At 70.3% G+C, this 24665-nt stretch carries 23 protein-coding genes and 2 pseudogenes; 22 read left to right on the forward strand and 3 right to left on the reverse strand.

The window, feature by feature from the left end; genetic code table 11:
* Window positions 1–37: 37 nt before the first annotated feature.
* Window positions 38–1489, reverse strand: a complete 1452-nt coding sequence (locus AQI88_RS29420) for a cytosine permease (protein ID WP_067004912.1) — start codon at window positions 1487–1489, stop codon at window positions 38–40.
* 171 nt (window positions 1490–1660) lie between these two features.
* On the opposite strand from AQI88_RS29420, the gene ftsY reads away from it, so the two are divergent.
* A complete protein-coding gene (gene ftsY, locus AQI88_RS29425) occupies window positions 1661–2863 on the forward strand; it encodes a signal recognition particle-docking protein FtsY (RefSeq protein ID WP_067004914.1) in 1203 nt (400 codons plus the stop codon).
* A gap of 99 nt (window positions 2864–2962) precedes the next feature.
* On the opposite strand, the gene AQI88_RS29430 is transcribed toward ftsY, so the two are convergent.
* Window positions 2963–3625: a bifunctional DNA primase/polymerase gene (locus AQI88_RS29430; protein ID WP_067004916.1), complete on the reverse strand. Its 663-nt coding sequence runs from the start codon at window positions 3623–3625 to the stop codon at window positions 2963–2965.
* Window positions 3626–4115: 490 nt separating this feature from the next.
* Here AQI88_RS29430 and nsdA point away from each other — a divergent pair, with 490 nt between their 5' ends.
* The 6 genes from nsdA to ftsH all read left to right on the forward strand — a co-directional run bounded on the left by nsdA (window position 4116) and on the right by ftsH (window position 13841).
* Window positions 4116–5594, forward strand: coding sequence for a transcriptional repressor NsdA (nsdA, locus tag AQI88_RS29435; RefSeq protein ID WP_067004918.1), 1479 nt, complete (start codon window positions 4116–4118; stop codon window positions 5592–5594).
* A 335-nt stretch (window positions 5595–5929) separates the two neighbouring features.
* The gene (locus tag AQI88_RS29440) at window positions 5930–7273 is read left to right on the forward strand and encodes an ammonium transporter (RefSeq protein ID WP_067004920.1); all 1344 of its coding nucleotides are present in this window, start codon (window positions 5930–5932) and stop codon (window positions 7271–7273) included.
* Window positions 7270–7608: a P-II family nitrogen regulator gene (locus tag AQI88_RS29445; protein ID WP_030990174.1), complete on the forward strand. Its 339-nt coding sequence runs from the start codon at window positions 7270–7272 to the stop codon at window positions 7606–7608. The genes AQI88_RS29440 and AQI88_RS29445 overlap by 4 nt, the downstream gene beginning before the upstream one ends.
* Before the next feature lie 25 nt (window positions 7609–7633).
* Entirely contained in the window at window positions 7634–10084 is a 2451-nt protein-coding gene (locus AQI88_RS29450) for a [protein-PII] uridylyltransferase (RefSeq protein WP_067004923.1), read from the forward strand.
* 173 nt (window positions 10085–10257) lie between these two features.
* A complete protein-coding gene (gene ffh / locus AQI88_RS29455; protein ID WP_067004925.1) occupies window positions 10258–11808 on the forward strand; it encodes a signal recognition particle protein in 1551 nt (516 codons plus the stop codon).
* Window positions 11809–11903: 95 nt separating this feature from the next.
* Window positions 11904–13841 carry an ATP-dependent zinc metalloprotease FtsH gene (ftsH, locus tag AQI88_RS29460; RefSeq protein WP_079057866.1) on the forward strand — a complete coding sequence of 646 codons (1938 nt, stop codon included), beginning with the start codon at window positions 11904–11906 and terminating at the stop codon, window positions 13839–13841.
* An 85-nt stretch (window positions 13842–13926) separates the two neighbouring features.
* On the opposite strand, the gene AQI88_RS29465 is transcribed toward ftsH, so the two are convergent.
* Window positions 13927–14787: a methyltransferase domain-containing protein gene (locus AQI88_RS29465; RefSeq protein WP_208615933.1), complete on the reverse strand. Its 861-nt coding sequence runs from the start codon at window positions 14785–14787 to the stop codon at window positions 13927–13929.
* Window positions 14788–15287: 500 nt separating this feature from the next.
* Here AQI88_RS29465 and AQI88_RS29470 point away from each other — a divergent pair, with 500 nt between their 5' ends.
* The 15 genes and pseudogenes from AQI88_RS29470 to AQI88_RS29535 all read left to right on the forward strand — a co-directional run.
* Entirely contained in the window at window positions 15288–15890 is a 603-nt protein-coding gene (locus AQI88_RS29470; protein WP_067004927.1) for a hypothetical protein, read from the forward strand.
* A gap of 287 nt (window positions 15891–16177) precedes the next feature.
* Complete coding sequence (rpsP, locus tag AQI88_RS29475) at window positions 16178–16597, forward strand: 30S ribosomal protein S16 (protein ID WP_053658371.1); 420 nt, start codon at window positions 16178–16180, stop codon at window positions 16595–16597.
* A gap of 5 nt (window positions 16598–16602) precedes the next feature.
* A complete protein-coding gene (locus AQI88_RS29480; RefSeq protein WP_003973401.1) occupies window positions 16603–16842 on the forward strand; it encodes an RNA-binding protein in 240 nt (79 codons plus the stop codon).
* Window positions 16843–16924: 82 nt separating this feature from the next.
* The gene (gene rimM, locus AQI88_RS29485) at window positions 16925–17470 is read left to right on the forward strand and encodes a ribosome maturation factor RimM (RefSeq protein WP_067004929.1); all 546 of its coding nucleotides are present in this window, start codon (window positions 16925–16927) and stop codon (window positions 17468–17470) included.
* Window positions 17467–18300 carry a tRNA (guanosine(37)-N1)-methyltransferase TrmD gene (gene trmD, locus AQI88_RS29490; RefSeq protein ID WP_067004931.1) on the forward strand — a complete coding sequence of 278 codons (834 nt, stop codon included), beginning with the start codon at window positions 17467–17469 and terminating at the stop codon, window positions 18298–18300. The genes rimM and trmD overlap by 4 nt, the downstream gene beginning before the upstream one ends.
* Window positions 18301–18435: 135 nt before the next feature.
* Window positions 18436–18786, forward strand: a complete 351-nt coding sequence (gene rplS, locus AQI88_RS29495) for a 50S ribosomal protein L19 (RefSeq protein WP_067004933.1) — start codon at window positions 18436–18438, stop codon at window positions 18784–18786.
* 45 nt (window positions 18787–18831) lie between these two features.
* Window positions 18832–19545, forward strand: coding sequence for a signal peptidase I (lepB, locus tag AQI88_RS29500; protein WP_067004935.1), 714 nt, complete (start codon window positions 18832–18834; stop codon window positions 19543–19545).
* Window positions 19538–20626 (forward strand): annotated as a pseudogene (gene lepB / locus AQI88_RS43690) (signal peptidase I); the annotation flags it as partial. The gene lepB (AQI88_RS29500) and the pseudogene lepB (AQI88_RS43690), both read left to right, overlap by 8 nt.
* The gene (gene lepB / locus AQI88_RS47120; protein ID WP_107118693.1) at window positions 20517–21506 is read left to right on the forward strand and encodes a signal peptidase I; all 990 of its coding nucleotides are present in this window, start codon (window positions 20517–20519) and stop codon (window positions 21504–21506) included. The pseudogene lepB (AQI88_RS43690) and the gene lepB (AQI88_RS47120), both read left to right, overlap by 110 nt.
* Window positions 21507–21571: 65 nt before the next feature.
* Window positions 21572–22354, forward strand: a complete 783-nt coding sequence (gene lepB, locus AQI88_RS29510) for a signal peptidase I (protein ID WP_067004939.1) — start codon at window positions 21572–21574, stop codon at window positions 22352–22354.
* A 1-nt stretch (window position 22355) separates the two neighbouring features.
* Window positions 22356–22880 carry an NUDIX hydrolase gene (locus AQI88_RS29515; protein WP_067004941.1) on the forward strand — a complete coding sequence of 175 codons (525 nt, stop codon included), beginning with the start codon at window positions 22356–22358 and terminating at the stop codon, window positions 22878–22880.
* Window positions 22881–22936: 56 nt separating this feature from the next.
* Window positions 22937–23245: a DUF2469 domain-containing protein gene (locus tag AQI88_RS29520; RefSeq protein ID WP_003965949.1), complete on the forward strand. Its 309-nt coding sequence runs from the start codon at window positions 22937–22939 to the stop codon at window positions 23243–23245.
* A gap of 115 nt (window positions 23246–23360) precedes the next feature.
* Complete coding sequence (locus tag AQI88_RS29525) at window positions 23361–23726, forward strand: YraN family protein (protein WP_067004943.1); 366 nt, start codon at window positions 23361–23363, stop codon at window positions 23724–23726.
* 1 nt (window position 23727) lies between these two features.
* Window positions 23728–23889, forward strand: a pseudogene (locus tag AQI88_RS29530) (magnesium chelatase domain-containing protein); the annotation flags it as partial.
* A gap of 265 nt (window positions 23890–24154) precedes the next feature.
* On the forward strand, window positions 24155–24665 hold a 511-nt coding region (locus AQI88_RS29535; protein WP_079057867.1), incomplete at its 3' end, for a DUF4158 domain-containing protein.

Consider the following 24665-nt stretch of genomic DNA (forward strand, 5'->3'; position numbering starts at 1 on the left):
ATGGCCATGGGTGCGGCGGCTGGGGTCCGTCCGCCGGTCAGACGCCGGCGGTCGCGGGCTCCTCGGCGGGCTCGGTGGCCGGTGCCGGGGTCACCACCGCCGGCTTCGGCAGCGCCAGGTACAGCAGGCCGGAGATCACGATCGTGGCGACCCAGCCGAGGCCGTACTCGCCGATGACGTTGTTCTTCGCCAGCGGGCCGGTGAACCAGTCCGAGGTGGTGAACATCAGGCCGCCCACCAGGCCGACCGCCCAGGCGGCCACCGCGGCGGGCGAGAAACCGCCCCGGTACCAGTAGGCGCTGGTGCGGGTGGTGTCGGTCATGGCCCGGCCGTCGTACTCCGTGCGGCGCAGCATGTCCGCGCCGAAGACGCCGACCCAGGCGGAGAAGGCCACCGCGAGCAGCGACAGGAAGGCGATGAACGAGCCCATGAAGCTCGTCGCCACCAGCATCAGCACCCCGCCGAAGATCAGCGAGATCACCGCGTTGACCGAGACCGCCCAGTGGCGCGGCACCTTGAAGCCGAGGGTCTGCGCGGTGAAGCCCGCCGAGTACATCGACATCGAGTTGATCAGCAGCATGCCGATCAGCGCGATCAGCAGGTACGGCACCGCGATCCAGGTCGGCAGGATCTCGCCGAGGAAGGAGACCGGGTCGGTCGCCGAGGCCAGGTCCGGCGTGGAGACCGCCATCACCGCGCCCATCAGCACCATCGGCAGGACGACGATCCCGGCGCCGCCCACCGCCGTGCCCACGATCGCCTTCGACGACGCCGTGCGCGGCAGATAGCGGGTGAAGTCCGGAGCGGACGGGATCCAGCTGACACCGCCCGCCGCGATCATGCCGATACCGGTGATCACCGCGGCTGTCGAGCCGGCGCTGTGGTCCATGACCTTGGACCAGTCGGTGTTCACCGCCAGGTACACCAGGACCAGGACCGAGAAGACGCCGAACAGGTACGTCGCGTACTTGTTGCACTTCTGCACGGCGTTGATGCCGAGCCCGGAGATCGCGAAGGTCGCGACGACGAAGATCAGCAGCATCACCATGTCCAGCACGCTGTTCGCCTTGATGCCGAGCACGATGTCCAGGATGGTGAGCATCGCGTAGGCGCCGGTCACCGCGTTGATCGTCTCCCAGCCCCAGCGGGCGACCCAGATCAGCGAACCGGGCAGCAGATTGCCGCGCTGCCCGAAGACCGCGCGCGACAGCGCCATGCCGGGCGCCCCGCCCCGCTTGCCCGCTATGCCGATCAGCCCGACCAGGCCGTACGACACGATCGGCGCGGCGATCGCGACGACGAGGGCCTGCCAGATGTTCAGGTGGTACGCCACCACCAGGCTCGCGCCCATGGTGAGCAGCAGCACACTGATGTTGGCGCCGACCCAGGTGGGGAACAGCTCACGTGTTCTCGCGGTGCGCTCGTGGTCGGGTACCTGCTCGATGCCACGGGTTTCGAGAGCGCCTTCGGTCTCGGCTGTCTTGCTCATGAAAGACGGTGCCCTAGGGGTGGGGGACAGGGGACGTCGGGACTCTACGCGCGTTGATGGAGCCAGTGCCATCGTACTTTGCTCTGAGTCACACCTTGTGGTGGCCTTTGTCCCTCGGAGGAAGCCACAAGCAGGGCTGCGTCGGAACGTATGGCCGATACTGGTCGAGTTATGGAAACCGTCATCCTTGCTGTAGTCATCGCCGTGGTCGTGCTCGGCGCGCTCGGCGGGCTCATCGTCGGCAGCCGGCGCCGGAAGCCGCTGCCCCCGCCGCCCCCCACAGCGCCCGACATCACCGCGCCCCCGGCCGAGCCGCACGTCGGCGACGAGGCCGAGACGCCGCGCGACGAACCGCGCCGGACGATCGAGGAGGTGGATCTTCCCGGTGGCGGGGCACCGGTCGCCGTCGAGGAACCCCCCCTGGTCGAGGCTCCCGAGATCGAGATCCCGGAGCCCACCGCAGGCCGGCTGGTCCGCCTGCGCACCCGCCTGTCCCGCTCGCAGAACGCCCTCGGCAAGGGCCTGCTCACGCTGCTGTCCCGCGAGCACCTTGATGACGACACCTGGGAGGAGATCGAGGACACGCTGCTCACCGCCGATGTCGGCGTGCAGCCCACCCAGGAGCTGGTCGAGCGGCTGCGTGAGCGCGTGAAGGTGCTCGGCACCCGCACCCCTGAGGAGCTGCGCGGCCTGCTGCGCGACGAGCTGCTCAAGCTGGTCGGCACCGAGGTCGACCGCACGGTCAGGACCGAGCCCGAGGAGCGCAAGCCCGGCATCGTGATGGTCGTCGGCGTCAACGGCACCGGCAAGACCACCACCACCGGCAAGCTCGCCCGCGTGCTCGTGGCCGACGGCCGTACCGTCGTCCTCGGCGCCGCCGACACCTTCCGGGCCGCCGCCGCCGACCAGCTGCAGACCTGGGGCGAGCGCGTCGGCGCCTACACCGTGCGCGGGCCGGAGGCCGGCGACCCGGCCTCCGTCGCCTTCGACGCGGTCAAGGAAGGCAAGGAGATGGGGGTCGACGTCGTCCTCATCGACACCGCCGGCCGCCTGCACACCAAGACCGGGCTCATGGACGAGCTGGGCAAGGTCAAGCGCGTGGTCGAGAAGCACGCGCCGCTGGACGAGGTGCTGCTCGTCCTCGACGCCACCACCGGCCAGAACGGTCTGGTGCAGGCCCGGGTGTTCGCCGAGGTCGTGGACATCACCGGCATCGTGCTGACCAAGCTGGACGGTACGGCGAAGGGCGGCATCGTGGTCGCGGTCCAGCGCGAACTGGGCGTCCCGGTCAAGCTGGTCGGTCTCGGCGAAGGCGCGGACGACCTGGCGCCGTTCGAGCCGGAGGCGTTCGTGGATGCCCTTATCGGTGACTGACCCCCCGAGGGGGGGTACAAATACCCCCCCTCGAAGAAGCGTCCGCCCCCGAGGTGCAGTCAGGGGACGGGCGCTTCGCGCTGTCCGATGCCTGCCTGCTTACGTCCGTGCCCGCGACCGGTGCGCCACATACGCCAGCGTGCCCAGCAGCAGCCGGGCCGCCGGAGGACTCGTCGCCGCGTCCAGGGCCGGCGGGCGCAGCCAGCGCACCGGGCCCAGGCCGCCCCGGTCGGAGGGCGGGGCGGTGACGTGGCTGCCCGGGCCGAGACCGTGCAGGTCCAGGGCGGACGGGTCGTCCCAGCCCATGCGGTAGAGCAGCTGGGGGAGATCGGCGGCGGCGCCGGGGGCGACGAAGAAGTGGGCGCGGCCGTCCGGGGTCGCGGTGACCGGGCCGAGCGGGAGCCCCATGCGCTCCAGGCGGACCAGGGCGCGGCACCCGGCGGGCTCGGCGACCTCGATGACGTCGAACGCGCGGCCGACGGGCAGCATCACGGAGGCGCCCGGAAACTCGGACCAGGCCTTGGTCGCTTCGTCGAGCGTGGCCCCGGCCGGCACCTGCGGCGCGAAGTCGAGCGGGTGCGCCCCCGGCGCCGGACACTCGGCGTGACCGCAGGAGCAGACGCCCGCCGCGGCCCGGGCGCCCGGCACGGCGTCCCAGCCCCACAGCCCGGTGAACTCGGCGACGGCGGTGCACTCCGACGAGCGACCGCGCCGACGCGTGCCGGAGCGGATCTCGCGAATGCCGCCGATCGTGAAGCCCATGCCCCCTCCAACGGGTCCAGCGCGCCGGTGGTTACGACGCGGAGCGAGACGGAAGCGGAACGTGACACTAGGGCTCCGACTTCCCTCGCTGCCGTGAGGCCAAGGCGGCGCTTTGCAGCATCACGGGTGGCGCGCCGGAGCCCGCACGCCCCTGCGCGCATCAGTCCGCCCACTTCCGGCTGTCCTATGTCAAGTGAATCGCGTGGGGGCGGTCGTGAGTTCATTCGAAGGGGTGGCGAATGGTGGCGTTTCCGGGGTCGCCATGGCTGGACCGGTGATCGTAGGATTACTGTGAGTGTGCGAGGCCTGAAGGCACATGCACCCGTGGGTATGCCGGAGGCAAGTCGTCGGCTCGTTCGAAGGGTGAGAACCGGCGGACGAGAGGCCGTATTTACCGGCATTCTGATAAGGCTTGGCGCATGGCGGTCTCCCTCCGGGGCGACCGAGGATCGCAGCGGTGACAAGTGGTCTCAGGGATGGGGGCGTTCCAGTGGGCGGCAACGGCGGTAGCGTGACGAACGCTGACAAGCGCCCCAACGAGCTGCTCGGCTCGTGGTTCGTGCGCAGCGGCTGGTCCAAGGGCGAGCTGGCACGCCAGGTGAACCGCAGGGCGCGCCAGTTGGGTGCCAACCACATCTCCACGGACACCTCGCGGGTACGCCGCTGGCTGGACGGGGAGAACCCGCGCGAGCCGATCCCGCGGATCCTCTCCGAGCTGTTCTCCGAGCGCTTCGGCTGCGTCGTCTCCATCGAGGACCTCGGTCTGCGCGCCGCACGCCAGTCACCCTCCGCGTCCGGCGTCGACCTGCCCTGGACGGGCCCGCAGGCGGTGGCCCTGCTCAGCGAGTTCTCGCGCAGCGACCTGATGCTGGCGCGGCGCGGCTTCCTCGGAACCTCGCTGGCCCTGTCGGCGGGCCCGTCCCTCATCGAGCCCATGCAGCGCTGGCTCGTGCCGACCCCCTCCTCGCCGCTCCCGCCCGAGCCCGAGCCGCTCCTCGACTCCCGCAGGCCCGGCCGCCTCTCCAAGCCCGAGCTGGACCTGCTGGAGTCCACCACGCAGATGTTCCGCCAGTGGGACGCCCAGTGCGGCGGCGGCCTGCGCCGCAAGGCGGTCGTCGGCCAGCTGCACGAGGTCACCGATCTCCTCCAGGAACCCCAGCCCGAGGCCACCACCCGCAAGCTCTTCAAGGTCGCCGCCGAGCTCGCCGAACTCGCGGGCTGGATGTCGTACGACATCGGGCTCCAGCCCACCGCCCAGAAGTACTTCGTTCTCGCCCTGCACGCGGCCAAGGAGGCCGGCGACAAGCCGCTCGGCTCGTACATCCTCTCCAGCATGAGCCGCCAGATGATCCATCTCGGCCGGCCCGACGACGCCCTGGAGCTGATCCACCTCGCGCAGTACGGCAGCCGCGACTGCGCGAGCCCGCGCACCCAGGCCATGCTGTATGCGATGGAGGCCCGCGCCTACGCCAACATGGGCCAGCCCGGCCGGTGCAAGCGGGCGGTGCGCATGGCCGAGGACACCTTCGCCGAGGCCGACGAGTGGGACGAGCCGGACCCCGACTGGATCCGCTTCTTCTCCGAGGCAGAGCTGTACGGCGAGAACTCCCACTCCTTCCGCGATCTCGCCTACGTCGCCGGACGCAGCCCCGCCTACGCCTCCCTGGCCGAGCCGCTGATGCAGCGGGCGGTGGAGCTGTTCGCCAAGGACAGCGAGCACCAGCGGTCGTATGCGCTGAACCTGATCGGCATGGCCACCGTGCACCTGCTCCAGCGCGAGCCCGAGCGGAGCACGGAGTACGCCTCGCAAGCCATGCAGATCGCCAAGAAGGTCCGCTCCGAGCGGGTGAACACTCGTATCCGAAAGACGGTCGACACGGCCGCGCGCGACTTCGGCGACCTCAGCGCCGTCGTCGACCTCACCGACCAGCTCGCCGTCGACCTGCCGGAGACCGCCGAGGCCGTCTGACCATCGCAGGACACACATGCTCCGGCCGCGGCCGGTCCTCCCGAACTGCCCGACTCGGCTCCCCCATGCCAGGTCATCGAGAGGCCGACCGCGGCCGGTTTACTTCCTTCCGAGGAAGGTTGCGCCACGATAACGATCCCGCAGCCCGGCATCTCGCACTTCATCGAGGCGTAACACACAGGGCGCCTTCGTCACCCCGGCGAAACAACGAGGGGCTTCCACCGAAACCGCGCTGCGCCAATCTCATGGCGCATAACCGGCCCACCCCTCACTGACCGGACCGCTCGCTCAGGCTTCGCCCGCACGGGGCCGTACCAACCGACGAGGAGACGCCGATGGCACCAGCCATCACGCTTGCCGCGGAGGCACCCAAGCTGTCCTCCGCGAACACAGGCTTCATGCTCATCTGTTCCGCCCTGGTGCTGCTCATGACCCCGGGCCTGGCCTTCTTCTACGGAGGCATGGTCCGCGTCAAGAGCACCCTCAACATGCTGATGATGAGTTTCATCAGCATGGGCATCGTCACCATCCTGTGGGTGCTCTACGGCTTCTCCCTCGCCTTCGGTGAGCACAACAGCCTGATCGGCTGGAACTCCGACTGGTTCGGTCTCAGCCACATCGGGCTGACGGAACTCTGGCCCGGATACTCCATCCCGGTCTTCGTCTTCATGGTCTTCCAGATGATGTTCGCCATCATCACGCCGGCCCTGATAAGCGGCGCCCTCGCGGACCGCGTCAAGTTCTCGGCATGGTCGCTCTTCATCGCCCTGTGGGTCACGATCGTCTACGTCCCGGTCGCCCACTGGGTCTGGGGTGCCGACGGCTGGGCCTTCAAGCTCGGCGTGATCGACTTCGCCGGCGGTACGGCGGTCCACATCAACGCGGGTGCCGCGGCGCTCGGCGTGATCCTGGTCATCGGCAAGCGCGTCGGATTCAAAAAGGACCCGATGCGCCCGCACAGCCTCCCCTGGGTCATGCTCGGCGCAGGCCTCCTGTGGTTCGGCTGGTTCGGCTTCAACGCCGGCTCCTGGCTCGGCAACGACGACGGCGTCGGCGCGCTGATGTTCGTCAACACGCAGGTCGCCACCGCCGCCGCCATGCTGGCCTGGCTCGCCTACGAGAAGATCCGGCACGGCGCGTTCACGACGCTGGGCGCCGCCTCCGGCGCGGTCGCCGGCCTGGTCGCGATCACCCCGTCCGGCGGCGCGGTCTCCCCGCTCGGCGCGATCGCCGTCGGCGCCATCGCCGGTGTCGCCTGCGCCGCGGCCGTCGGCCTGAAGTTCAGGTTCGGCTACGACGACTCGCTCGACGTCGTCGGTGTCCACATGGTCGGCGGCATCATCGGCTCCCTGCTCATCGGCTTCTTCGCCACCGGCAAGGGCCAGTCCGCCGCGACGGGCGTCTTCTACGGCGACCACACCTTCACCCAGCTGTGGAAGCAGTGCGCCGGCGTCGGCGCGGTCCTCGCCTACTCCCTGGTCGTCTCCGCGGTCCTCGCCTTCCTGCTCGACAAGACCATCGGGATGCGGGTCTCCGAGGACGAGGAGATCTCCGGTATCGACCAGGCCGAGCACGCCGAGACCGCATACGACTTCAGCGGCGCGGGCGGCGGTGTCGTCGGCTCCGTCAGCGCCTCCGCCCTGGCCACCGCCGCGCAGACCAAGAAGGTGGACGCATGAAGCTCATCACCGCCGTCGTGAAGCCCCACCGGCTCGACGAGATCAAGGAGGCCCTTCAGGCCTTCGGCGTCCACGGGCTGACGGTGACCGAGGCAAGCGGTTACGGTCGTCAGCGGGGCCACACCGAGGTCTACCGCGGTGCCGAGTACACCGTCGACCTGGTCCCCAAGATCCGCATCGAGGTGCTGGCCGAGGACGACGACGCCGAGCAGCTGATCGAGGTCATCGTCAAGGCGGCCCGCACCGGCAAGATCGGTGACGGCAAGGTCTGGTCCCTGCCGGTCGAGACGGCCGTACGGGTACGCACCGGCGAGCGCGGCCCGGACGCGCTCTGACAACTTGAAGGACAGGAGTCGCTGGGTGACGCGTACGGATGTGCGGAAAGAAGCGGATGACTCGGGACCCAGCGGCTATGCGGCGGCCCGGCTGCGCCTCCTCACCGAAGGGGCGCGGTCCGGGCCGCCGCGCCGTGCCGCACTCGCCGAGCTGACCGACGACTGGCTCACAGGCCTGTTCACGGCGGCCGCCGAGGGACTGGGCGGCATCTCCCTCGTCGCCGTCGGCGGCTACGGCCGCGGCGAGCTGTCCCCGCGCAGCGACCTCGACCTCCTGCTGCTGCACGACGGCGGCGACACGAGCGCGGTCGCCGCCCTGGCGGACCGCCTCTGGTACCCGGTCTGGGACCTCGGCCTCGCCCTCGACCACTCCGTGCGCACCCCGGCGGAGGCCCGCAAGACGGCCGGCGAGGATCTGAAAGTCCAACTCGGCCTTCTGGACGCCCGCCACCTCGCAGGCGACCTCGGTCTGACCGCCGGACTGCGTACGTCCGTCCTGGCCGACTGGCGCAACCAGGCGCCCAAGCGCCTGCCCGAACTCCAGGAACTCTGCGCCGAGCGCGCCGAACGCCAGGGCGAGCTGCAGTACCTCCTGGAACCCGACCTCAAGGAGGCCCGCGGAGGCCTCAGGGACGCCACCGCCCTGCGTGCCGTGGCCGCCTCCTGGCTGGCCGACGCCCCGCGCGAGGGCCTCACGGAGGCGCGCCGGCGCCTGCTCGACGTCCGCGACGCCCTGCACCTGGCCACCGGCCGCGCCACCGACCGCCTCGCCCTCCAGGAACAGGACCAGGTGGCGGCCGAGCTGGGCCTGCTGGACGCCGACACCCTGCTGCGGCAGGTGTACGAGGCGGCGCGCGTGATCTCGTACGCCAGTGACGTCACCTGGCGCGAGGTGGGGCGCGTGCTGCGTTCGCGCGCCGTCCGGCCGCGGCTGCGCGCCATGCTGGGCGGCGGCAAACCGGTCGCCGAGCGCTCCCCGCTGGCCGAGGGGGTGGTGGAACAGGACGGCGAGGTCGTGCTCGCCCGCGCCGCGCGCCCCGAACGCGACCCCGTGCTCCCGCTGCGTGCCGCGGCCGCCTCCGCACAGGCCGGCCTTCCGCTCTCCCTGCACGCCGTACGGCGCATGGCCGCCACCGCACGCCCCCTGCCCACGCCCTGGCCCGCCGAGGCACGTGAGCAACTGGTGACCCTGCTCGGCTCGGGCCGCCCGACCGTCGCCGTCTGGGAAGCCCTGGAGGCGGAAGGCCTGATCAGCCGCCTCCTGCCCGACTGGGAACGGGTCCGCTGCCGCCCGCAGCGCAACGCCGTCCACCTCTGGACCGTCGACCGGCACCTGATCGAGACGGCGGTCCGCGCCTCCGAGCTGACCCGCCGGGTCAGCCGCCCCGACCTGCTCCTCGTCTCCGCCCTGCTGCACGACATCGGCAAGGGCTGGCCCGGCGACCACTCCGTGGCCGGCGAGATCATCGCCAAGGACGTGGCCGCGCGAATCGGCTTCGACCGCGCGGACGTCACGGTGCTGGCCACCCTCGTCCGCCACCACCTGCTGCTCATCGAGACGGCCACACGCCGCGATCTGGAGGACCCGGCGACGGTCCGCTCGGTCGCCGAAGCCGTCGGTACGCAGAGCACGCTCGAACTGCTGCACGCCCTCACCGAGGCGGACGCGCTGGCCACCGGCCCGGCCGCCTGGTCCTCCTGGCGCGGCTCCCTCGTCGCCGACCTGGTGCGGCGGGTCTCCGCCGTCCTCGCCGGGGACGCCACCGACGAACCCGAGCCCGGCGCGCCCACGGCCGAGCAGGAACGCCTCGCCATCGAAGCCTTCCGCACCGGCAGTCCGGTCCTCGCCCTGCGCGCGCAGACGGAACCGGTGCCGGAGGAGGAGAGCGCCGGCGAGCCCGAGCCGCTCGGCGTCGAGCTGCTCATCGCCGTACCGGACCAGCCCGCCGTGCTGCCCGCGGTCGCCGGTGTCCTCGCCGTGCACCGCCTGACCGTCCGGACGGCGGAGCTGCGGGCCCTGCGCCTGCCCGACGACGTCGAGGACGGCTCGGTGCTGCTGCTGAACTGGCGGGTCGCGGCCGAGTACGGCTCGCTGCCCCAGGCGGCCCGGCTGCGCTCCGACCTCGTCCGTGCCCTGGACGGCTCCCTGGACATCGCGGGCCGCCTCGCCGAGCGTGACGCGGCCTATCCCCGCCGCCGCGGCTGGGTGGCCCCGCCGCCCCGCGTGACCGTGGCTCCCGCGGCTTCCCACCACGCCACGGTGATCGAGGTACGTGCCCAGGACGCTCCGGGGCTGCTGTACCGCCTCGGCATGGCCCTGGAGAAGGCCGGCGTACGGGTCCGCAGCATGCACGTCAGCACGCTGGGCTCGAACGCCGTGGATGCGTTCTACGTCACCACGGGCGCGGGCGCGCCGCTGCCCGGGCAGGACGCCGTGTCGATGGCCCGGGCACTGGAGGAGACGTTGCAGGCGTGACCTTGCGGCCGTTGCCGCCGTTGACCGAGGCCGACATTGACGCCTTGTGATCCCCGCAGGTGCGGGGGAGTGCCCCGCTCGCCCGATGCGGCGGGCGGGGTCCGTTGCCTTGCCGGGCCAGATACCCTGGAAGACGCTCAGACCCGCCCCCGACTCCGAGGACCGACGCCGCCGTGTTCGATACACTCTCCGACCGCCTCAGCGCGACTTTCAAAAACCTCCGCGGAAAAGGCCGGCTGAGCGAAGCGGACATCGACGCCACGGCCCGTGAAATCCGCATCGCGCTCCTCGAAGCGGATGTGGCCCTGCCGGTCGTCCGCACGTTCATCAAGAACATCAAGGAGCGCTCGCTCGGCGCCGAGGTCTCCAAGGCGCTGAATCCGGCGCAGCAGGTCCTCAAGATCGTCAACGACGAACTCGTCACCATCCTCGGCGGCGAGACCCGGCGCCTGCGCTTCGCCAAGCAGCCCCCCACCGTGATCATGCTGGCGGGTCTGCAGGGTGCCGGTAAGACCACGCTCGCGGGCAAGCTCGGCCGGTGGCTCAAGGAGCAGGGCCATTCGCCGCTGCTGGTCGCCGCCGACCTCCAGCGTCCGAACGCCGTCAACCAGCTGAGCGTCGTCGCCGAGCGCGCCGGTGTCGCCGTCTACGCGCCGGAGCCGGGCAACGGCGTCGGCGACCCGGTGAAGGTCGCCAAGGACTCCATCGACTTCGCGAAGTCCAAGGTTCACGACATCGTGATCGTGGACACCGCCGGCCGCCTGGGTATCGACCAGGAGATGATGCAGCAGGCCGCGGACATCCGTGACGCGGTCTCGCCGGACGAGATCCTCTTCGTCGTCGACGCCATGATCGGTCAGGACGCCGTCAACACGGCCGAGGCCTTCCGTGACGGCGTCGGCTTCGACGGCGTGGTGCTCTCCAAGCTCGACGGCGACGCCCGCGGTGGTGCGGCCCTGTCGATCCGCCAGGTCACCGGCAAGCCGATCATGTTCGCGTCGAACGGCGAGAAGCTGGACGACTTCGACGCGTTCCACCCGGACCGGATGGCCTCCCGCATCCTCGACATGGGTGACCTGCTCACCCTGATCGAGCAGGCGGAGAAGACCTTCAGCCAGGAAGAGGCCGCCAAGATGGCCTCCAAGCTGGCGTCCAAGAAGGGCCAGGACTTCACCCTGGACGACTTCCTGGCCCAGATGGAGCAGGTCCGGAAGATGGGCAGCATCAGCAAGCTGCTCGGCATGCTCCCGGGCATGGGCCAGATCAAGGACCAGATCAACAACCTGGACGAGCGGGACGTCGACCGCATCGCCGCGATCATCAAGTCGATGACCCCGGGCGAGCGCCAGGACCCGACGATCGTCAACGGCTCGCGCCGCGCCCGTATCGCCAAGGGTTCCGGTGTCGAGGTCAGCGCGGTGAAGGGCCTGATCGAGCGGTTCTTCGAGGCCCGCAAGATGATGTCCCGCATGGCCCAGGGCGGCGGCATGCCCGGCATGCCGGGGATCCCGGGCATGGGCGGCGGCCCCGGCCGGACCAAGAAGCAGCCGAAGAAGGCCAAGGGCAAGCAGCGCTCCGGCAACCCGATGAAGCGCAAGCAGCAGGAGCTGGAGGAGGCGCAGCGGCGCGAGGCGGCCGGGCAGGCCGGCGGCGCCTTCGGGCTGCCGCAGCAGGCCGGCCAGGACTTCGAGCTGCCGGACGAGTTCAAGAAGTTCATGGGCTGACGCCCGCCGAAGCCGTACGTCTCTGAGGGCGCTCCCCTGCCAGGGGGGCGCCCTCAGCATGTGCCGTGGCCCGACATCTGCCGTAACGTCCAGATATGAGCAATGCGGCGCCCCCACGCAAGGCCCCTGACCAGCCGTGGCGCGCCGAGGGCACCCCGGACGAGTCGCCCCGGCGGACCGGCGGGCGCAGGGGCGGCAAATGGTGGGGCCTGCTCGTCACCGCGGTGATCGTCTTCCTGCTGGCCTACATCGGGCTGAACTACTTCGGCCAGGCCAACCAGCCGACGATCTCGTACACGGAGTTCAGCAGGCAGGTCACCGACGGCAACGTAGCCAAGATCTACTCCAAGGGCGATGCGATCCAGGGGGAGCTCAAGAGCGCCAGTGCCAATCCCGAGGGTGGTGGCAAGTACACCAAGTTCAAGACGGAGCGCCCGGCCTTCGCGGCCGACAAGCTGTGGCAGGACCTGACCAGTCACGGGGTCACGGTGACCGCCCGGCCGGTCGTACAGGAACGCAGCTTCCTGTCCAACCTGCTGATCTCCCTCATCCCGATCGTGCTCCTGGTCGCGGTGTGGATCTTCTTCGCGCGGCGGATCGGCGGGGGTCTCGGCGGTCTGGGAGGCGGCATGTTCGGCCGCAAGCCGCCGCCCAAGCCGGTCGGGCTGCGGCCGGGCACCGGACGCACGACGTTCGCGGACGTGGCCGGCATTGATGAGGTCAAGGGCGAACTGGACGACGTGGTCGACTTCCTGGAGCACCCCGACGCCTACCGCAGGATGGGCGCGAAGCTCCCGCGCGGGGTGCTGCTCGCCGGGCCGCCCGGCACCGGCAAGACCCTGCTCGCACGAGCGGTCGCGGGAGAGGCAGGCGTGCCGTTCTTCTCCGCCTCGGCGTCCGAGTTCATCGAGATGATCGTCGGCGTCGGCGCCTCCCGCGTGCGCGAGCTGTTCGCCGAGGCGCGCAAGGTGGCGCCGTCGATCATCTTCATCGACGAGATCGACACGATCGGACGCATGCGCGGCGGCGGCGCCTCGATGAGCGGCCACGACGAGCGCGAGCAGACGCTGAACCAGATCCTCACCGAGATGGACGGCTTCTCGGGCTCCGAGGGTGTGATCGTCATCGCCGCGACGAACCGCGCGGACATCCTGGACCCGGCGCTGACCCGGCCCGGCCGCTTCGACCGGGTGGTGAACGTGGCCCCGCCGGACCGCGGCGGGCGCGAGTCGATCCTGCGCATCCACACCCGGGAGATCCCGCTCGCCTCCGACGTCGACCTGACCCAGCTGGCGCGGGTGACCCCGGGCATGACAGGTGCGGATCTGGCCAATCTCGCCAACGAGGCGGCCCTGCTCGCGGTCAAGCGCAAGCAGGATCAGGTGACCGGCGCGGACCTGTCCGAGGCGCTGGAGAAGGTCCAGCTGGGCGCCGAACGCACCCTCGTGATGCCCGAGGAGGACCGCCGCCGCACCGCCTTCCACGAGAGCGGCCACGCCCTCCTCGGCATGCTGCAGCCCGGCGCCGACCCCGTCCGCAAGATCACCATCGTGCCGCGCGGCCGGGCCCTCGGCGTGACGATGTCCACGCCCGAGGTGGAGCGGTACGCGCACTCGGAGGAGTACCTGCGCGGCCGCATCATCGGCGCCCTGGGCGGCATGGCGGCGGAGGACGTCGTCTACGGAGTCGTCACCACGGGCGCCGAGAACGACCTCGAACAGGTCACCAACATCGCGCGCGGGATGGTGGCCCGCTGGGGCATGAGCGAGCGCGTCGGCCGGCTGTCCGCCCTCCCGAGCGACGCCCAGCAGGCGTACGGGCTGTCGGCCGCCCCGCACACCCTCGACGTGATCGATGCCGAGATGCGCCGGATCGTGGACGCGTGCTACGAGGAGGCCTGCCACAAACTCCGTGACCACCGCGGCCGGCTGGACGCGCTGGCCGAGGCGCTTCTGGAGAGCGAGACGCTGGAGGAGACGGACGCGTACCGGATCGCGGGGATCACACGTCTGACCAAGGACGCCGAGGCGTGACCAGCGCCCTGAACGGGCGCGGGGCTGTATCGACATGCGGCTCCGCCGCGCGGGCGCGACCAGCCACGACGGCGCCGCGGAGTGCTCAGCGCACGCGGGCGATCAGGTAACGGAACACGTTCGGCATCCAGACGGTCCCGTCCGGGCGCCGGTGCGGGTGCAGCGCCTCCGTCAGCTCCTTGTCCACCTGCTTGCGGTCGGTCGCCGCGGTCGCCGCGTCGAACAGGCCCGTCGACAGCAGGCCGCGTACGGCGCTGTCGAGGTCGGCGTAACCGAAGGGGCAGGCCACCCGCCCCGAGCCGTCCGGCTTCAGCCCGGCCCGCTGGGCGACCTCCTCCAGGTCGTCGCGGCGGGCGGGCCGCCAGCTGCCCGCGCTGCGCAAAGGATCGGCCAGTTTCGTCGCCACCCGCAGCACCGAGGAGGTGGCGCAGCGCTCCGGCGGGCCCCAGCCGGCCAGCACCACGGCCGCCCCGCGCCCGGCCAGCGGCAGCGCGCTCGCCAGCAGCTCACCGAGCCCCTCCGCGTCGCCCGCCAGGCAGCCGATCGGCTCGAAGACGGTCACCACGGTGTACGGGGGCGTCTTCGGGTCCGCCGCGTCCGCGGGCGAGCCGTCGACGAGCCTTGTGGCCCTACGCGCGCGCGTGCCGCGCGCAGCGTCCGGCAGCAGGCGCTCACGGGCGAGGGCGAGCCGTTCGGGGGAGGCGTCGACACCGGTGACCGCGGCCCCTCTGGAGGCCGCCATCAGCAGGGCGAGCCCGGAACCGCAGCTCAGGCCCAGCAGCCGGGTGGCCGGGCCCACTTCAAGTCGCTCGTAGACGGCCTCGTAGAGCGGGACCAGCATCCGCTCCTGGATCTCGGACCAGTCACGCGCGCGTGCGTAGAGGTTCACGCGGACCGGTACGGAACCCGCCTGAGACAGGTGTTCCCGCACGAGCGTAGGTGTCATAGGTAAGCGCCCCAATCCGCCGACAGTTTGCCGCTGTGCCCGATTGCGTGGCCCCCGTGCCGTGCGCTCGCACCATCCACGTATGTCAGGTAACTCCCGGCTCGCGGTGCCGTCCAGGGGTCGTGGGGCCCGGCTTGAGGGCGGGACGCCACTGTGGCGAGATTTCACATCCACGCAACCTCGGAGACGTCCCTGGGCCGGGGCATGGGGCGGTACCCGGTAACGTCGCGGTCGTCGCTGGCGCTGAGTGAGACAGCGGCCCGATCCGCGAGAGCGACCGAATCGCCTCTTGCGCCTCCGCCGACCGTGGACGTTCCGCCCCGTACACGCCGGGGCGTACGTCAGACTACGCACCGGCTTGGTATGAGCTGCGAGGCTTCTCCGCAGATCAGCGCACCCGCCCTCGTCAGGACGCATCAGCGGCAACTGACCAGTACGTGCAAATTATTTGGGATGGCCCGGAATAGGAACACAGCGGTACCCCCGCTCGTTGTCATTACGTGAGCACGACACAGACACCACCTGTTCTCGCCGCAGAGCTGGCGCAGGCGTGGGCCGACATTCAGCGGTACCACCCCGAGCTGCCGGACCTTGCCGCGCCAGAGTCCCTGATCGGGGAGTCGTCGTCCGCGTGCGGTCACGAACTCTCCTTCGAACGACTGCTCCATGAGGCAGTCCACGGCATCGCCGCCGCCCGCGGCGTACGCGACACGTCCCGGGCCGGCCGTTACCACAACCGCAGATTCCTCGCGATCGCCGAGGAGCTGGGCCTGGACCACCCCGAGGAACCGCACCCCAGCAGCGGCTTCTCACTGGTCACGCTCAACCCCGAGGCCAAGCGGCGCTACCGCCCGACGATCGAGCGGCTCCAGCGCGCCCTGAAAGCCCACACGGTGGCCACCTCCTCCGACACCTCCCGCACCTTCCGCGGCCCGGCCGCCCGGCACGGCTCCTCCGGCGGCGGCGTCCGTGTGAAGGCGGTCTGCGACTGCGGCCGCAACGTCCGGGTGGTCCCGTCGGTCCTGGCCCAGGCCCCCATCGTGTGCGGCGGTTGCGGAAAGCCGTTCCGCATCCCGGAGGTCGTGGGAGCGGCGGCAAGCTAGGGGTACGGCTGCTCGTGGCAGCCGTACCCGGCTTTCCCCCTGCCGGGCCTCGTGCACCCGACGTACCTCACCTCCGCGCCGGGTGCCTCTCAGGCGTGCCCAAGCGGCTCACCCGCCCTCGGCCAGAAGCGGCCCGCAGGGTATGGCACAATGGCTAGCTGTACTCGACAGTCGCATAGGACCCCTCTCTCCTCCGGCTGACGCGTCCATCGGGCACTCGGGTACCGCAACCCCACGCGGCAATCTCGCCGTGCCCAACCACGTCAAATCCAGGAGAATCCACTCCCGTGGCAGTCAAGATCAAGCTGAAGCGTCTGGGCAAGATCCGTTCGCCTCACTACCGCATCGTCATCGCCGACTCCCGCACCCGCCGTGACGGCCGTGCGATCGAGGAGATCGGCAAGTACCACCCGACCTACAACCCGTCGGTCATCGAGGTGGACGCCGAGCGCGTGGCGTACTGGCTGGGTGTCGGCGCGCAGCCGACCGAGCCCGTCCTCGCCATCCTGAAGAAGACCGGCGACTGGCAGAAGTTCAAGGGCGAGCCCGCCCCGGCGCCGCTGCTCGTTGCCGCCCCGAAGGCCGCGCGTCCGTCGTTCGAGGCTCTCGGCGGTGACGACGAGGGCAAGGGTGAGGCGATCACCCAGAAGAAGAAGGCTGAGAAGAAGGACGAGGCCGCGGCTGAGTCCGAGTCGACCGAGGCCTGAGCAGCATGCTCGAAGAGGCGCTTGAGCACCTCGTGAAGGGCATCGTCGACAACCCTGACGATGTGCAGGTCGCCTCGCGCAACCTGCGCCGCGGGCGCGTGCTGGAGGTCCGGGTCCACCCCGACGACCTCGGCAAGGTGATCGGCCGCAACGGCCGTACCGCGCGCGCTCTGCGCACCGTCGTGGGCGCCATCGGCGGCCGCGGTGTCCGCGTCGACCTCGTCGACGTGGACCACGTCCGCTGACGCTTCATCGCAACCGGCTCGGGCCGGGGAGGGCCACTGGGCCGTCCCCGGCCCGCAGTCGTATGACAGGAGATTTGGACACGTGCAGCTGGTAGTCGCACGGATCGGCCGTGCCCATGGCATCAAGGGCGAGGTCACCGTCGAGGTACGTACCGACGAGCCCGAGCTCAGGCTCGCTCCGGGCGCCGTCCTGGCCACCGACCCGGCCTCGGCCGGGCCGCTCACCATCGCCACCGGCCGCGTCCACAGCGGCCGCCTCCTCCTGCGCTTCGAGGGCGTCGGCGACCGCAACGCCGCCGAGGCCCTGCGCAACACCCTGCTGATCGCCGAGATCGACCCCGAGGAGCTTCCCGAGGGCGAGGACGAGTACTACGACCATCAGCTCATCGACCTCGACGTGGTCACCGAGGACGGCACGGAGGTCGGCCGGATCACGGAGATCTCGCACCTGCCCTCCCAGGACCTCTTCATCGTGGAGCGCCCCGACGGGAGCGAGGTGATGATCCCCTTCGTGGAGGAGATCGTCACCGAGATCGACCTGGAGGAGCAGAGGGCGGTCATCGCGCCTCCGCCGGGCCTGATCGACGACCGCGCGGAGATCGACTCGCCCGGGGATGACAGCGCATGAGGCTCGACGTCGTCACGATCTTCCCCGAGTACCTCGACCCGCTGAACGTCTCCCTCGTCGGCAAGGCACGCGCGCGTGGGCAGCTCAACGTCCACGTGCACGATCTGCGGTCCTGGACGTACGACCGGCACAACACGGTCGACGACACGCCGTACGGCGGCGGCCCCGGCATGGTCATGAAGACCGAGCCCTGGGGCGACGCCCTGGACTCGGCCCTCGCCGACGGCTACGAGACCGGCGCCCAGGCCCCCGCGCTGATCGTCCCCACTCCGAGCGGCCGCCCCTTCACCCAGGAACTGGCCGTCGAACTCTCCGAGCGCCCCTGGCTGATCTTCACGCCGGCCCGCTACGAGGGCATCGACCGGCGCGTCATCGACGAGTACGCCACCCGGATGCCGGTGTACGAGGTGTCCATCGGCGACTACGTCCTGGCCGGCGGCGAGGCGGCCGTCCTGGTGATCACGGAGGCCGTCGCGCGGCTGCTGCCCGGCGTCCTCGGCAACGCGGAGTCCCACCGGGACGACTCCTTCGCGCCCGGCGCGATGGCCAGCCTCCTGGAAGGACCCGTCTACACCAAGCCGCCCCTGTGGCGCGGCCGGGACATCCCGGACGTGCTCCTCAGCGGCCACCACGGCAAGATCGCCCGCTGGCGCCGCGACGAGGCCCTGCGGCGCACGACGGCCAACCGGCCCGACCTGATCGAGCGCTGCGACCCCAAGGCCTTCGACAAGAAGGACCGCGAGATGCTCTCCATCCTGGGCTGGGCCCCGGACCCCGCGGGCGAGCCGTTCGGCCGATTTTGGCGCAGGACCGAGACCGTGGAAGAATAGACCGCTGCTGTGTGTCCGTCCGGCGAGCGCCCCTGCCACAGGGGGACACGACGCCCGTTCCGACCCGCACGGCAGACCTCTTGTACACCTAGTTCCCGTTGATGACCTGTGGCATCAGCGAAGAAAGCAGACGAAATGTCTCACCTGCTCGACACCGTCGACGCCGCGTCGCTGCGCAGCGACATCCCGGCCTTCCGCCCGGGTGACACCGTCAACGTCCACGTCCGCGTCATCGAGGGCAACCGCTCCCGTGTGCAGCAGTTCAAGGGCGTTGTGATCCGCCGCCAGGGTTCTGGTGTCCGCGAGACCTTCACGGTCCGCAAGGTCTCGTTCTCCGTCGGCGTCGAGCGCACCTTCCCGGTGCACACCCCGATCGTCGAGAAGATCGAGCTGGTCACCAAGGGTGACGTGCGCCGCGCCAAGCTGTACTACCTCCGTGACCTGCGCGGCAAGGCCGCGAAGATCAAGGAGAAGCGCGAGAACTGAGCGCTTTCCCGGAGTCACAGCGGGGCCGGATAGCATCTGGCCCCGATGGACACCGAAGCACAGCCGACGCAACGCGACCGTTTCTCCCGCCCCGGTACCACTCCGGGGACGGAGGGCCGGTCGCGTTTCGCGTTTGTGTCGCGGGTCGCCGAGTGGCTGCCGGGCGGCAGGATCACCCTCACCCTCTTCGCCTGCCTGGCGTTTTTGCTGCTCCTCAACACTTTCGTGGTGCAACCGTTCCAGATTCCGAGCGGATCCATGGAACAGGGATTGAGGATCGGCGACCGCGTTCTCGTAAATAAGTTGGCGTACCGTTTCGGTGCCGAGCCGCGCCGCGGCGACGTGATTGTCTTCGACGGGACCGGATATTTCGGGCCCGGCGACTACGTCAAGCGCGTGGCAGGGGTGGGGGGAGACCGTGTGGTCTGCTGCGACAAGGAGGGGAGGCTCCAGGTGAACGGCCGGTCGGTCGACGAGACGGCGTTCCTCTATCCCGGGGACACCCCGTCCACCGTCCCCTTCGACGTCGTCGTGCCCGCGGGCCGTCTGTTCGTCCTCGGGGACCACCGCAGCGACTCCAGCGACTCCCGCGACCACCTGGGTTCGCCCGGCGGCGGCATGATCCCGGTCGGCGACGTCATCGGCCGGGCCGACTGGATCGCCTGGCCGTACGCCCACTGGGCGCACCTGACCCGGCCCTCCGCCTACGCGCGCGTGCCGGCGGCGGAGCAGGCGACAGGGGCGGGCGCACATGGGTAACCGCGGCAAGCCGCGCGGGGTGCCCAGCACGCCCGCGGACGACCTGCTGCCCACCGGCTCCCGCCGTACCTCCGTGCCGGGCGGTGGCCGCACGCGCGCGGAGCGGCGCAAACTCCAGCGCAAGGTGAAGCGCAAGCGCAGGCGGTCGGCCGTGCGGGAGATCCCTCTTCTGGTCGGTGTCGCCGTCCTCATAGCGCTGGTCCTGAAGACCTTCCTCGTCCAGGCGTTCGTGATCCCGTCGGGCTCCATGGAGCAGACGATCCGGATCGGCGACCGCGTCCTGGTCGACAAGTTCACCCCGTGGTTCGGCTCCAAGCCCAAGCGCGGGGACGTCGTCGTCTTCCACGACCCCGGCGGCTGGCTGGCCGACGAGCAGACCGCCAAGAAGCACGACCCGGTCGTCGTCAAGCAGTTCAAGGAAGGCCTCACCTTCATCGGCCTGCTGCCCTCCGACAACGAGAAAGACCTGATCAAACGGGTCATCGGGGTCGGCGGGGACCATGTCAAGTGCTGTGACGCGCAGGGCCGGGTCACCGTCAACGGCGCGCCGCTGACCGAAGGGGACTACCTGTATCCGGGTAACTCCCCGTCCTCGACCCCCTTCGACATCACGGTCCCCAAGGGCCGCCTGTGGGTGATGGGCGACCACCGGGACAACTCCGCGGACTCCCGCGCCCACCAGAACACCCCGTACGGCGGAACGGTCTCCGAGGACTCGGTGGTCGGCCGGGCCATGGTCATCGGCTGGCCCGTCGGCCACTGGACCAGCCTCGATGAACCTAAAACCTTCGCAAGCGTTGCGAACACCGTGTCGGGGTCGACCGCGGCCCCTTCGCCGTCGCATAGGGTTGCCTCCGACGATCCGAACGGAATGACCCGACTCCCGATCCCTGCGGAACTCCCGCTCGTTATGGGAGTGGTGGGCCTGCACCGTGTCTGGGGCAGGCGGCGGCAGAGAGTAAGGAGTTGGCGTGGGGGATGTGGCGGTTGGCGCACGGTCGGGACACGACGGCGAGGAGCACCGTGGGCACCCCGTGGACGCGAGCGATCCCGCTCCGGACGGCGCCGTGATGTCCGGGAACTCCGACTCCTCGGAGGCCGACGACGGAACACCGCGGGACGAGCAGGAACCCCGGGCCGAGGGCGAGGGCACGGACGAGGGGGCCCGCCGTCCGAAGAAGCCGCGTTCCTTCTGGAAGGAGCTGCCGATCCTGATCGGGATCGCGCTGGTCCTGGCGCTCCTGATCAAGACGTTCCTGGTGCAGGCGTTCTCGATCCCGTCCGACTCGATGCAGAACACCCTCCAGCAGGGTGACCGCGTCCTGGTCGACAAGCTGACCCCGTGGTTCGGCTCCAAGCCCGAGCGCGGCGAGGTCGTCGTCTTCCACGACCCGGACGACTGGCTGGCGGGCGAGCCGACGCCGAACCCGAACCCGGTGCAGACGGTGCTCAGCTGGATCGGCCTGATGCCGTCCTCCCAGGAGAAGGACCTGATCAAGCGCGTGATCGGCGTCGGCGGCGACACGGTCCAGTGCAAGGGCACCGGCCCGCTCACGGTCAACGGCAAGGCGCTGAACGAGCCGTACGTGTACCCCGGCAACACCCCGTGCAGCCAGGACGACCAGGGCGGCCAGTTCAAGGTGAAGGTGCCCAAGGGCTTCATCTGGGTGATGGGCGACCACCGCCAGAACTCCCGTGACTCCCGCTACAACCAGTCCGACAAGAACCACGGCATGGTCCCCGTCGACAAGGTCGTCGGCCGCGCCATCGTGAAGGCCTGGCCGATCAACCGCTGGGGCACGCTGCCGGTCCCGGACACCTTCGACCAGGGCCTCGACCAGAAGTCCTCCGCGGCCGCGTCCCTGACGGTGGCCCCCGAGGGCGTCGCCGTCGCGGCGGTCCTGCCGGTGGTGGTGTGGCGGCGCAGGCGGGCGCAGCACCTGGAGTCCAAGAACCGGTAAGCAGTGGCCCGGGCCGCGAAAGAGGGGCTGCCCCTGCTCGGTACCGCCGGGTAGGGTGCGGGTCCATGGGTGGCGAGAGCACGACGCGTACGGCCCCGCACAGCGCGGGCGCAGGCACGGCACAGGGCGGCGGCAGCCGGATCGGGCAGCGGCTGTCCGGGCTGGCCGTGGCGCTGGGGCTGGTGCTGTTCCTCGGCGGATTCGGGTGGGGAGCGGTGGCCTACCGGCCGTACACCGTGCCCACCAGCTCGATGACCCCGACGATCGACGCCGGCGACCGGGTGCTGGCCCAGCGCGTCGACGGCGGCGAGGTCCGGCGCGGTGACGTGGTCGTCTTCCGCGACAAGACCTGGGTCACCAACGCCAACGTGGTCAAGCGGGTCGTCGCGGTCGGCGGCGACACCGTCTCCTGCTGCACGAACGGCAAGCTCACCGTCAACGGCAAGCAGATCGACGAGCCGTACCTGCCCGCGGGCAGCCTGGCCGAGATCAAGAACATCCCGACCGTGACCGTCCCCAAGGGCCGGCTCTTCCTGCTCGGCGACGAGCGCCAGGGTTCGCTGGACTCCACCGCCCACCTCACCGACGCCGCCAGCGGCACGGTGTCCCGGGGTGCCGTCTCCGCCCGGGTCGACGCCGTCGTCTGGCCCATGAACGGCATGCTCAAGCGCCCCACCGGCTTCGAGACCCTGGGCGCCCTCTCCCAGCCTGGCCCGCTCAGGACCATCGAGCTGATGATCGTCGCCGGCGCCGTCCTGATCCTCGCCGGCGGCGCGTACGGCCCGGTCGCGAAGCTGCTGGGCCGCTCCCGCACCCGTACCCGCCCGGAGCCCGCCGGTGCACGCTGAGATGCCCGCCGGGACTACGCAGACGGGCGGGGACACCTACGACGGCGGCCTGCGCAAGGTGGCCCGGGTGGTCCTGCTCGACCCCGAGAGCCGCATCCTCCTCCTGCACGGCCACGAGCCGGACGATCCGGCCGACGACTGGTGGTTCACCCCCGGCGGCGGTCTGGAGGGCACCGAGACGCGCGAGGAGGCGGCGCTCAGGGAACTCGCCGAGGAGACCGGCATCACCGACGTCGAACTCGGTCCCGTCCTGTGGCGTCGGCAGTGCTCCTTCCCGTTCGCGGGCCGCCGCTGGGACCAGGACGAGTGGTACTACCTGGCCCGTACGACCCAGACGGCGACCGAACCCCAGGGCCTGACGGATCTTGAGCGGCGCAGCGTCGCCGGAGCACGCTGGTGGACGTGTCAGGAACTGACCCGGGCGCATGAGACGGTGTATCCGACCAGACTCGCCGAGCTGCTGAGCACGCTGCTCGACGAAGGTCCCCCCGCCAGGCCCGTGACTCTGGACACGGAAATCGTCTGAGGGCTCGTCGGACTGGCGCACAATGGTGGGATCGCACGGCTGAAGGGGAACATGCCATGAGCGCCGAGGACCTCGAGAAGTACGAGACCGAGATGGAGCTCAAGCTCTACCGGGAGTACCGAGACGTCGTCGGTCTGTTCAAATACGTGATCGAGACCGAGCGGCGCTTCTACCTCACCAACGACTACGAGATGCAGGTGCACTCGGTCCAGGGCGAGGTGTTCTTCGAGGTGTCCATGGCGGATGCCTGGGTCTGGGACATGTACCGGCCGGCCCGCTTCGTGAAGCAGGTACGGGTCCTCACGTTCAAGGACGTGAACATCGAGGAGCTGAACAAGAGCGACCTGGAGCTCCCGGGCGGCTGACGGCCTTCGCTTTCCCCTTTCGGGTGACGAGGTTTTCCACAACCGCCGAGTAACGCACCAAGATCCACTTCTCCTCGCGTGATGCGTGACGGTTGGCGCCGGAGGTGGTGCCGACATGAGCAGGGCACGCAGTGGACTGGGCAGGTACGGCGAGGATCTGGCCGCGCGACGGCTGGCCGAGGCCGGTATGACGATCCTGGAGCGCAACTGGCGCTGCGGACGGTCCGGCGAGATCGACATCGTGGCCCGGGACGGGAACACACTGGTCGTCTGCGAGGTGAAGACCCGCAGGGGCGGCGCGTTCCAGCATCCGATGGCCGCCGTCACACCCGAGAAGGCGCAACGCCTGCTGAGCCTCGCCGAACGCTGGATCCACACCCACGGAGGAGCCCCGCCGGGAGGCGTCCGCATCGACCTGATCGGTGTCCTCCTGCGCCGCCGCGGCGCCCCGGCCGTCGAGCACGCGCGGGGGGTGGTCTGAGATGGGATTCGCCCGTACGTGCTCGGTGGCCCTGGTCGGCGTCGAGGGAGTGGTCGTCGAGGTCCAGGCCGACCTGGAACCCGGAGTGGCCGCCTTCACCCTGGTGGGCCTCCCGGACAAGAGCCTGACGGAAAGCCGCGACCGGGTCCGGGCGGCGGTGGTGTTCCCCGTCAAGTCGAAGTGTTCAGAAGCCCCGCACCCCGGCTGTGGGAAGCCAGAGGTCGTGGGGTGAGTGGCTTGCTGGTGGTGGGTGGGTCGCGCATCTCGGCTAGCCAGCCCGACGCATTGAAGAGTAGAGGGGGGATCGCCGAGGTAAGCCCAGAAGCCGCCAGTAGTTGATCTTGGGGTTCGGGCTGTCGTCGGCCGTCACCCATTCAGCTCAGTGTCGTTGGTGGTGATGTTGACCGTCGTCTGGGCCGGGGTGGGTTGTGACCTCGATCGAACGGACCGCGTATCCGCGGTTCAAGCGGCTGATCACCGCGCATGAGCTGCATCTGTTCTTCGCGCCGACCCGGGAGGAGGCGGCGTGGGCGGCTGAGCGGATGGATTCCGACAGCCATCAGCTCGCGCTGCTGCTGGCGTTGAAGTCCTATCAGCGGATGGGCCGGTTCCCGAAGCCGGACGAATACCCGGAGATGGTGGTCGACTTCGTCCGCCGCGCGGTGGAGCTGCCGGAAGGGACCGTGCCGTTGTGGGCAACGGGCCGGACGGCGGAGCGGCAGCGTACGGAGGTGCGCCGCCGGGTGGGGGCGACTTACGACCAGGCCGAGGCCCGCCGGATCGCGGAGGGATCGATCCGGAAGGAGGCCGCGGCGAAGAACCGCCCGGCGGACCTGATCAACATCGCGTTGGAGAGGGTCGTGGGGGCCGGGCTGGAGGTGCCGGCGTTCTCCACCCTCGACGCGATGGCCTCGACGGTCCACAAAGAGGTGAACGCGT

The sequence above is a fragment of the Streptomyces cellostaticus genome (assembly GCF_001513965.1).
Taxonomy (GTDB): domain Bacteria; phylum Actinomycetota; class Actinomycetes; order Streptomycetales; family Streptomycetaceae; genus Streptomyces; species Streptomyces cellostaticus.

What these genes read in the sequence shown, in the direction of transcription:
- AQI88_RS29420 (WP_067004912.1), bottom strand. Translation starts at nt 1,489, where the DNA reads ATGAGCAAGACAGCCGAGACCGAAGGCGCTCTCGAAACCCGTGGCATC.
- ftsY (WP_067004914.1), top strand. Translation starts at nt 1,661, where the DNA reads ATGGAAACCGTCATCCTTGCTGTAGTCATCGCCGTGGTCGTGCTCGGC.
- AQI88_RS29430 (WP_067004916.1), bottom strand. Translation starts at nt 3,625, where the DNA reads ATGGGCTTCACGATCGGCGGCATTCGCGAGATCCGCTCCGGCACGCGT.
- AQI88_RS29440 (WP_067004920.1), top strand. Translation starts at nt 5,930, where the DNA reads ATGGCACCAGCCATCACGCTTGCCGCGGAGGCACCCAAGCTGTCCTCC.
- AQI88_RS29445 (WP_030990174.1), top strand. Translation starts at nt 7,270, where the DNA reads ATGAAGCTCATCACCGCCGTCGTGAAGCCCCACCGGCTCGACGAGATC.
- ftsH (WP_079057866.1), top strand. Translation starts at nt 11,904, where the DNA reads ATGAGCAATGCGGCGCCCCCACGCAAGGCCCCTGACCAGCCGTGGCGC.
- AQI88_RS29465 (WP_208615933.1), bottom strand. Translation starts at nt 14,787, where the DNA reads ATGACACCTACGCTCGTGCGGGAACACCTGTCTCAGGCGGGTTCCGTA.
- AQI88_RS29480 (WP_003973401.1), top strand. Translation starts at nt 16,603, where the DNA reads ATGCTCGAAGAGGCGCTTGAGCACCTCGTGAAGGGCATCGTCGACAAC.
- trmD (WP_067004931.1), top strand. Translation starts at nt 17,467, where the DNA reads ATGAGGCTCGACGTCGTCACGATCTTCCCCGAGTACCTCGACCCGCTG.
- rplS (WP_067004933.1), top strand. Translation starts at nt 18,436, where the DNA reads ATGTCTCACCTGCTCGACACCGTCGACGCCGCGTCGCTGCGCAGCGAC.
- lepB (WP_067004935.1), top strand. Translation starts at nt 18,832, where the DNA reads ATGGACACCGAAGCACAGCCGACGCAACGCGACCGTTTCTCCCGCCCC.
- lepB (WP_067004939.1), top strand. Translation starts at nt 21,572, where the DNA reads ATGGGTGGCGAGAGCACGACGCGTACGGCCCCGCACAGCGCGGGCGCA.
- AQI88_RS29515 (WP_067004941.1), top strand. Translation starts at nt 22,356, where the DNA reads ATGCCCGCCGGGACTACGCAGACGGGCGGGGACACCTACGACGGCGGC.
- AQI88_RS29520 (WP_003965949.1), top strand. Translation starts at nt 22,937, where the DNA reads ATGAGCGCCGAGGACCTCGAGAAGTACGAGACCGAGATGGAGCTCAAG.
- AQI88_RS29525 (WP_067004943.1), top strand. Translation starts at nt 23,361, where the DNA reads ATGAGCAGGGCACGCAGTGGACTGGGCAGGTACGGCGAGGATCTGGCC.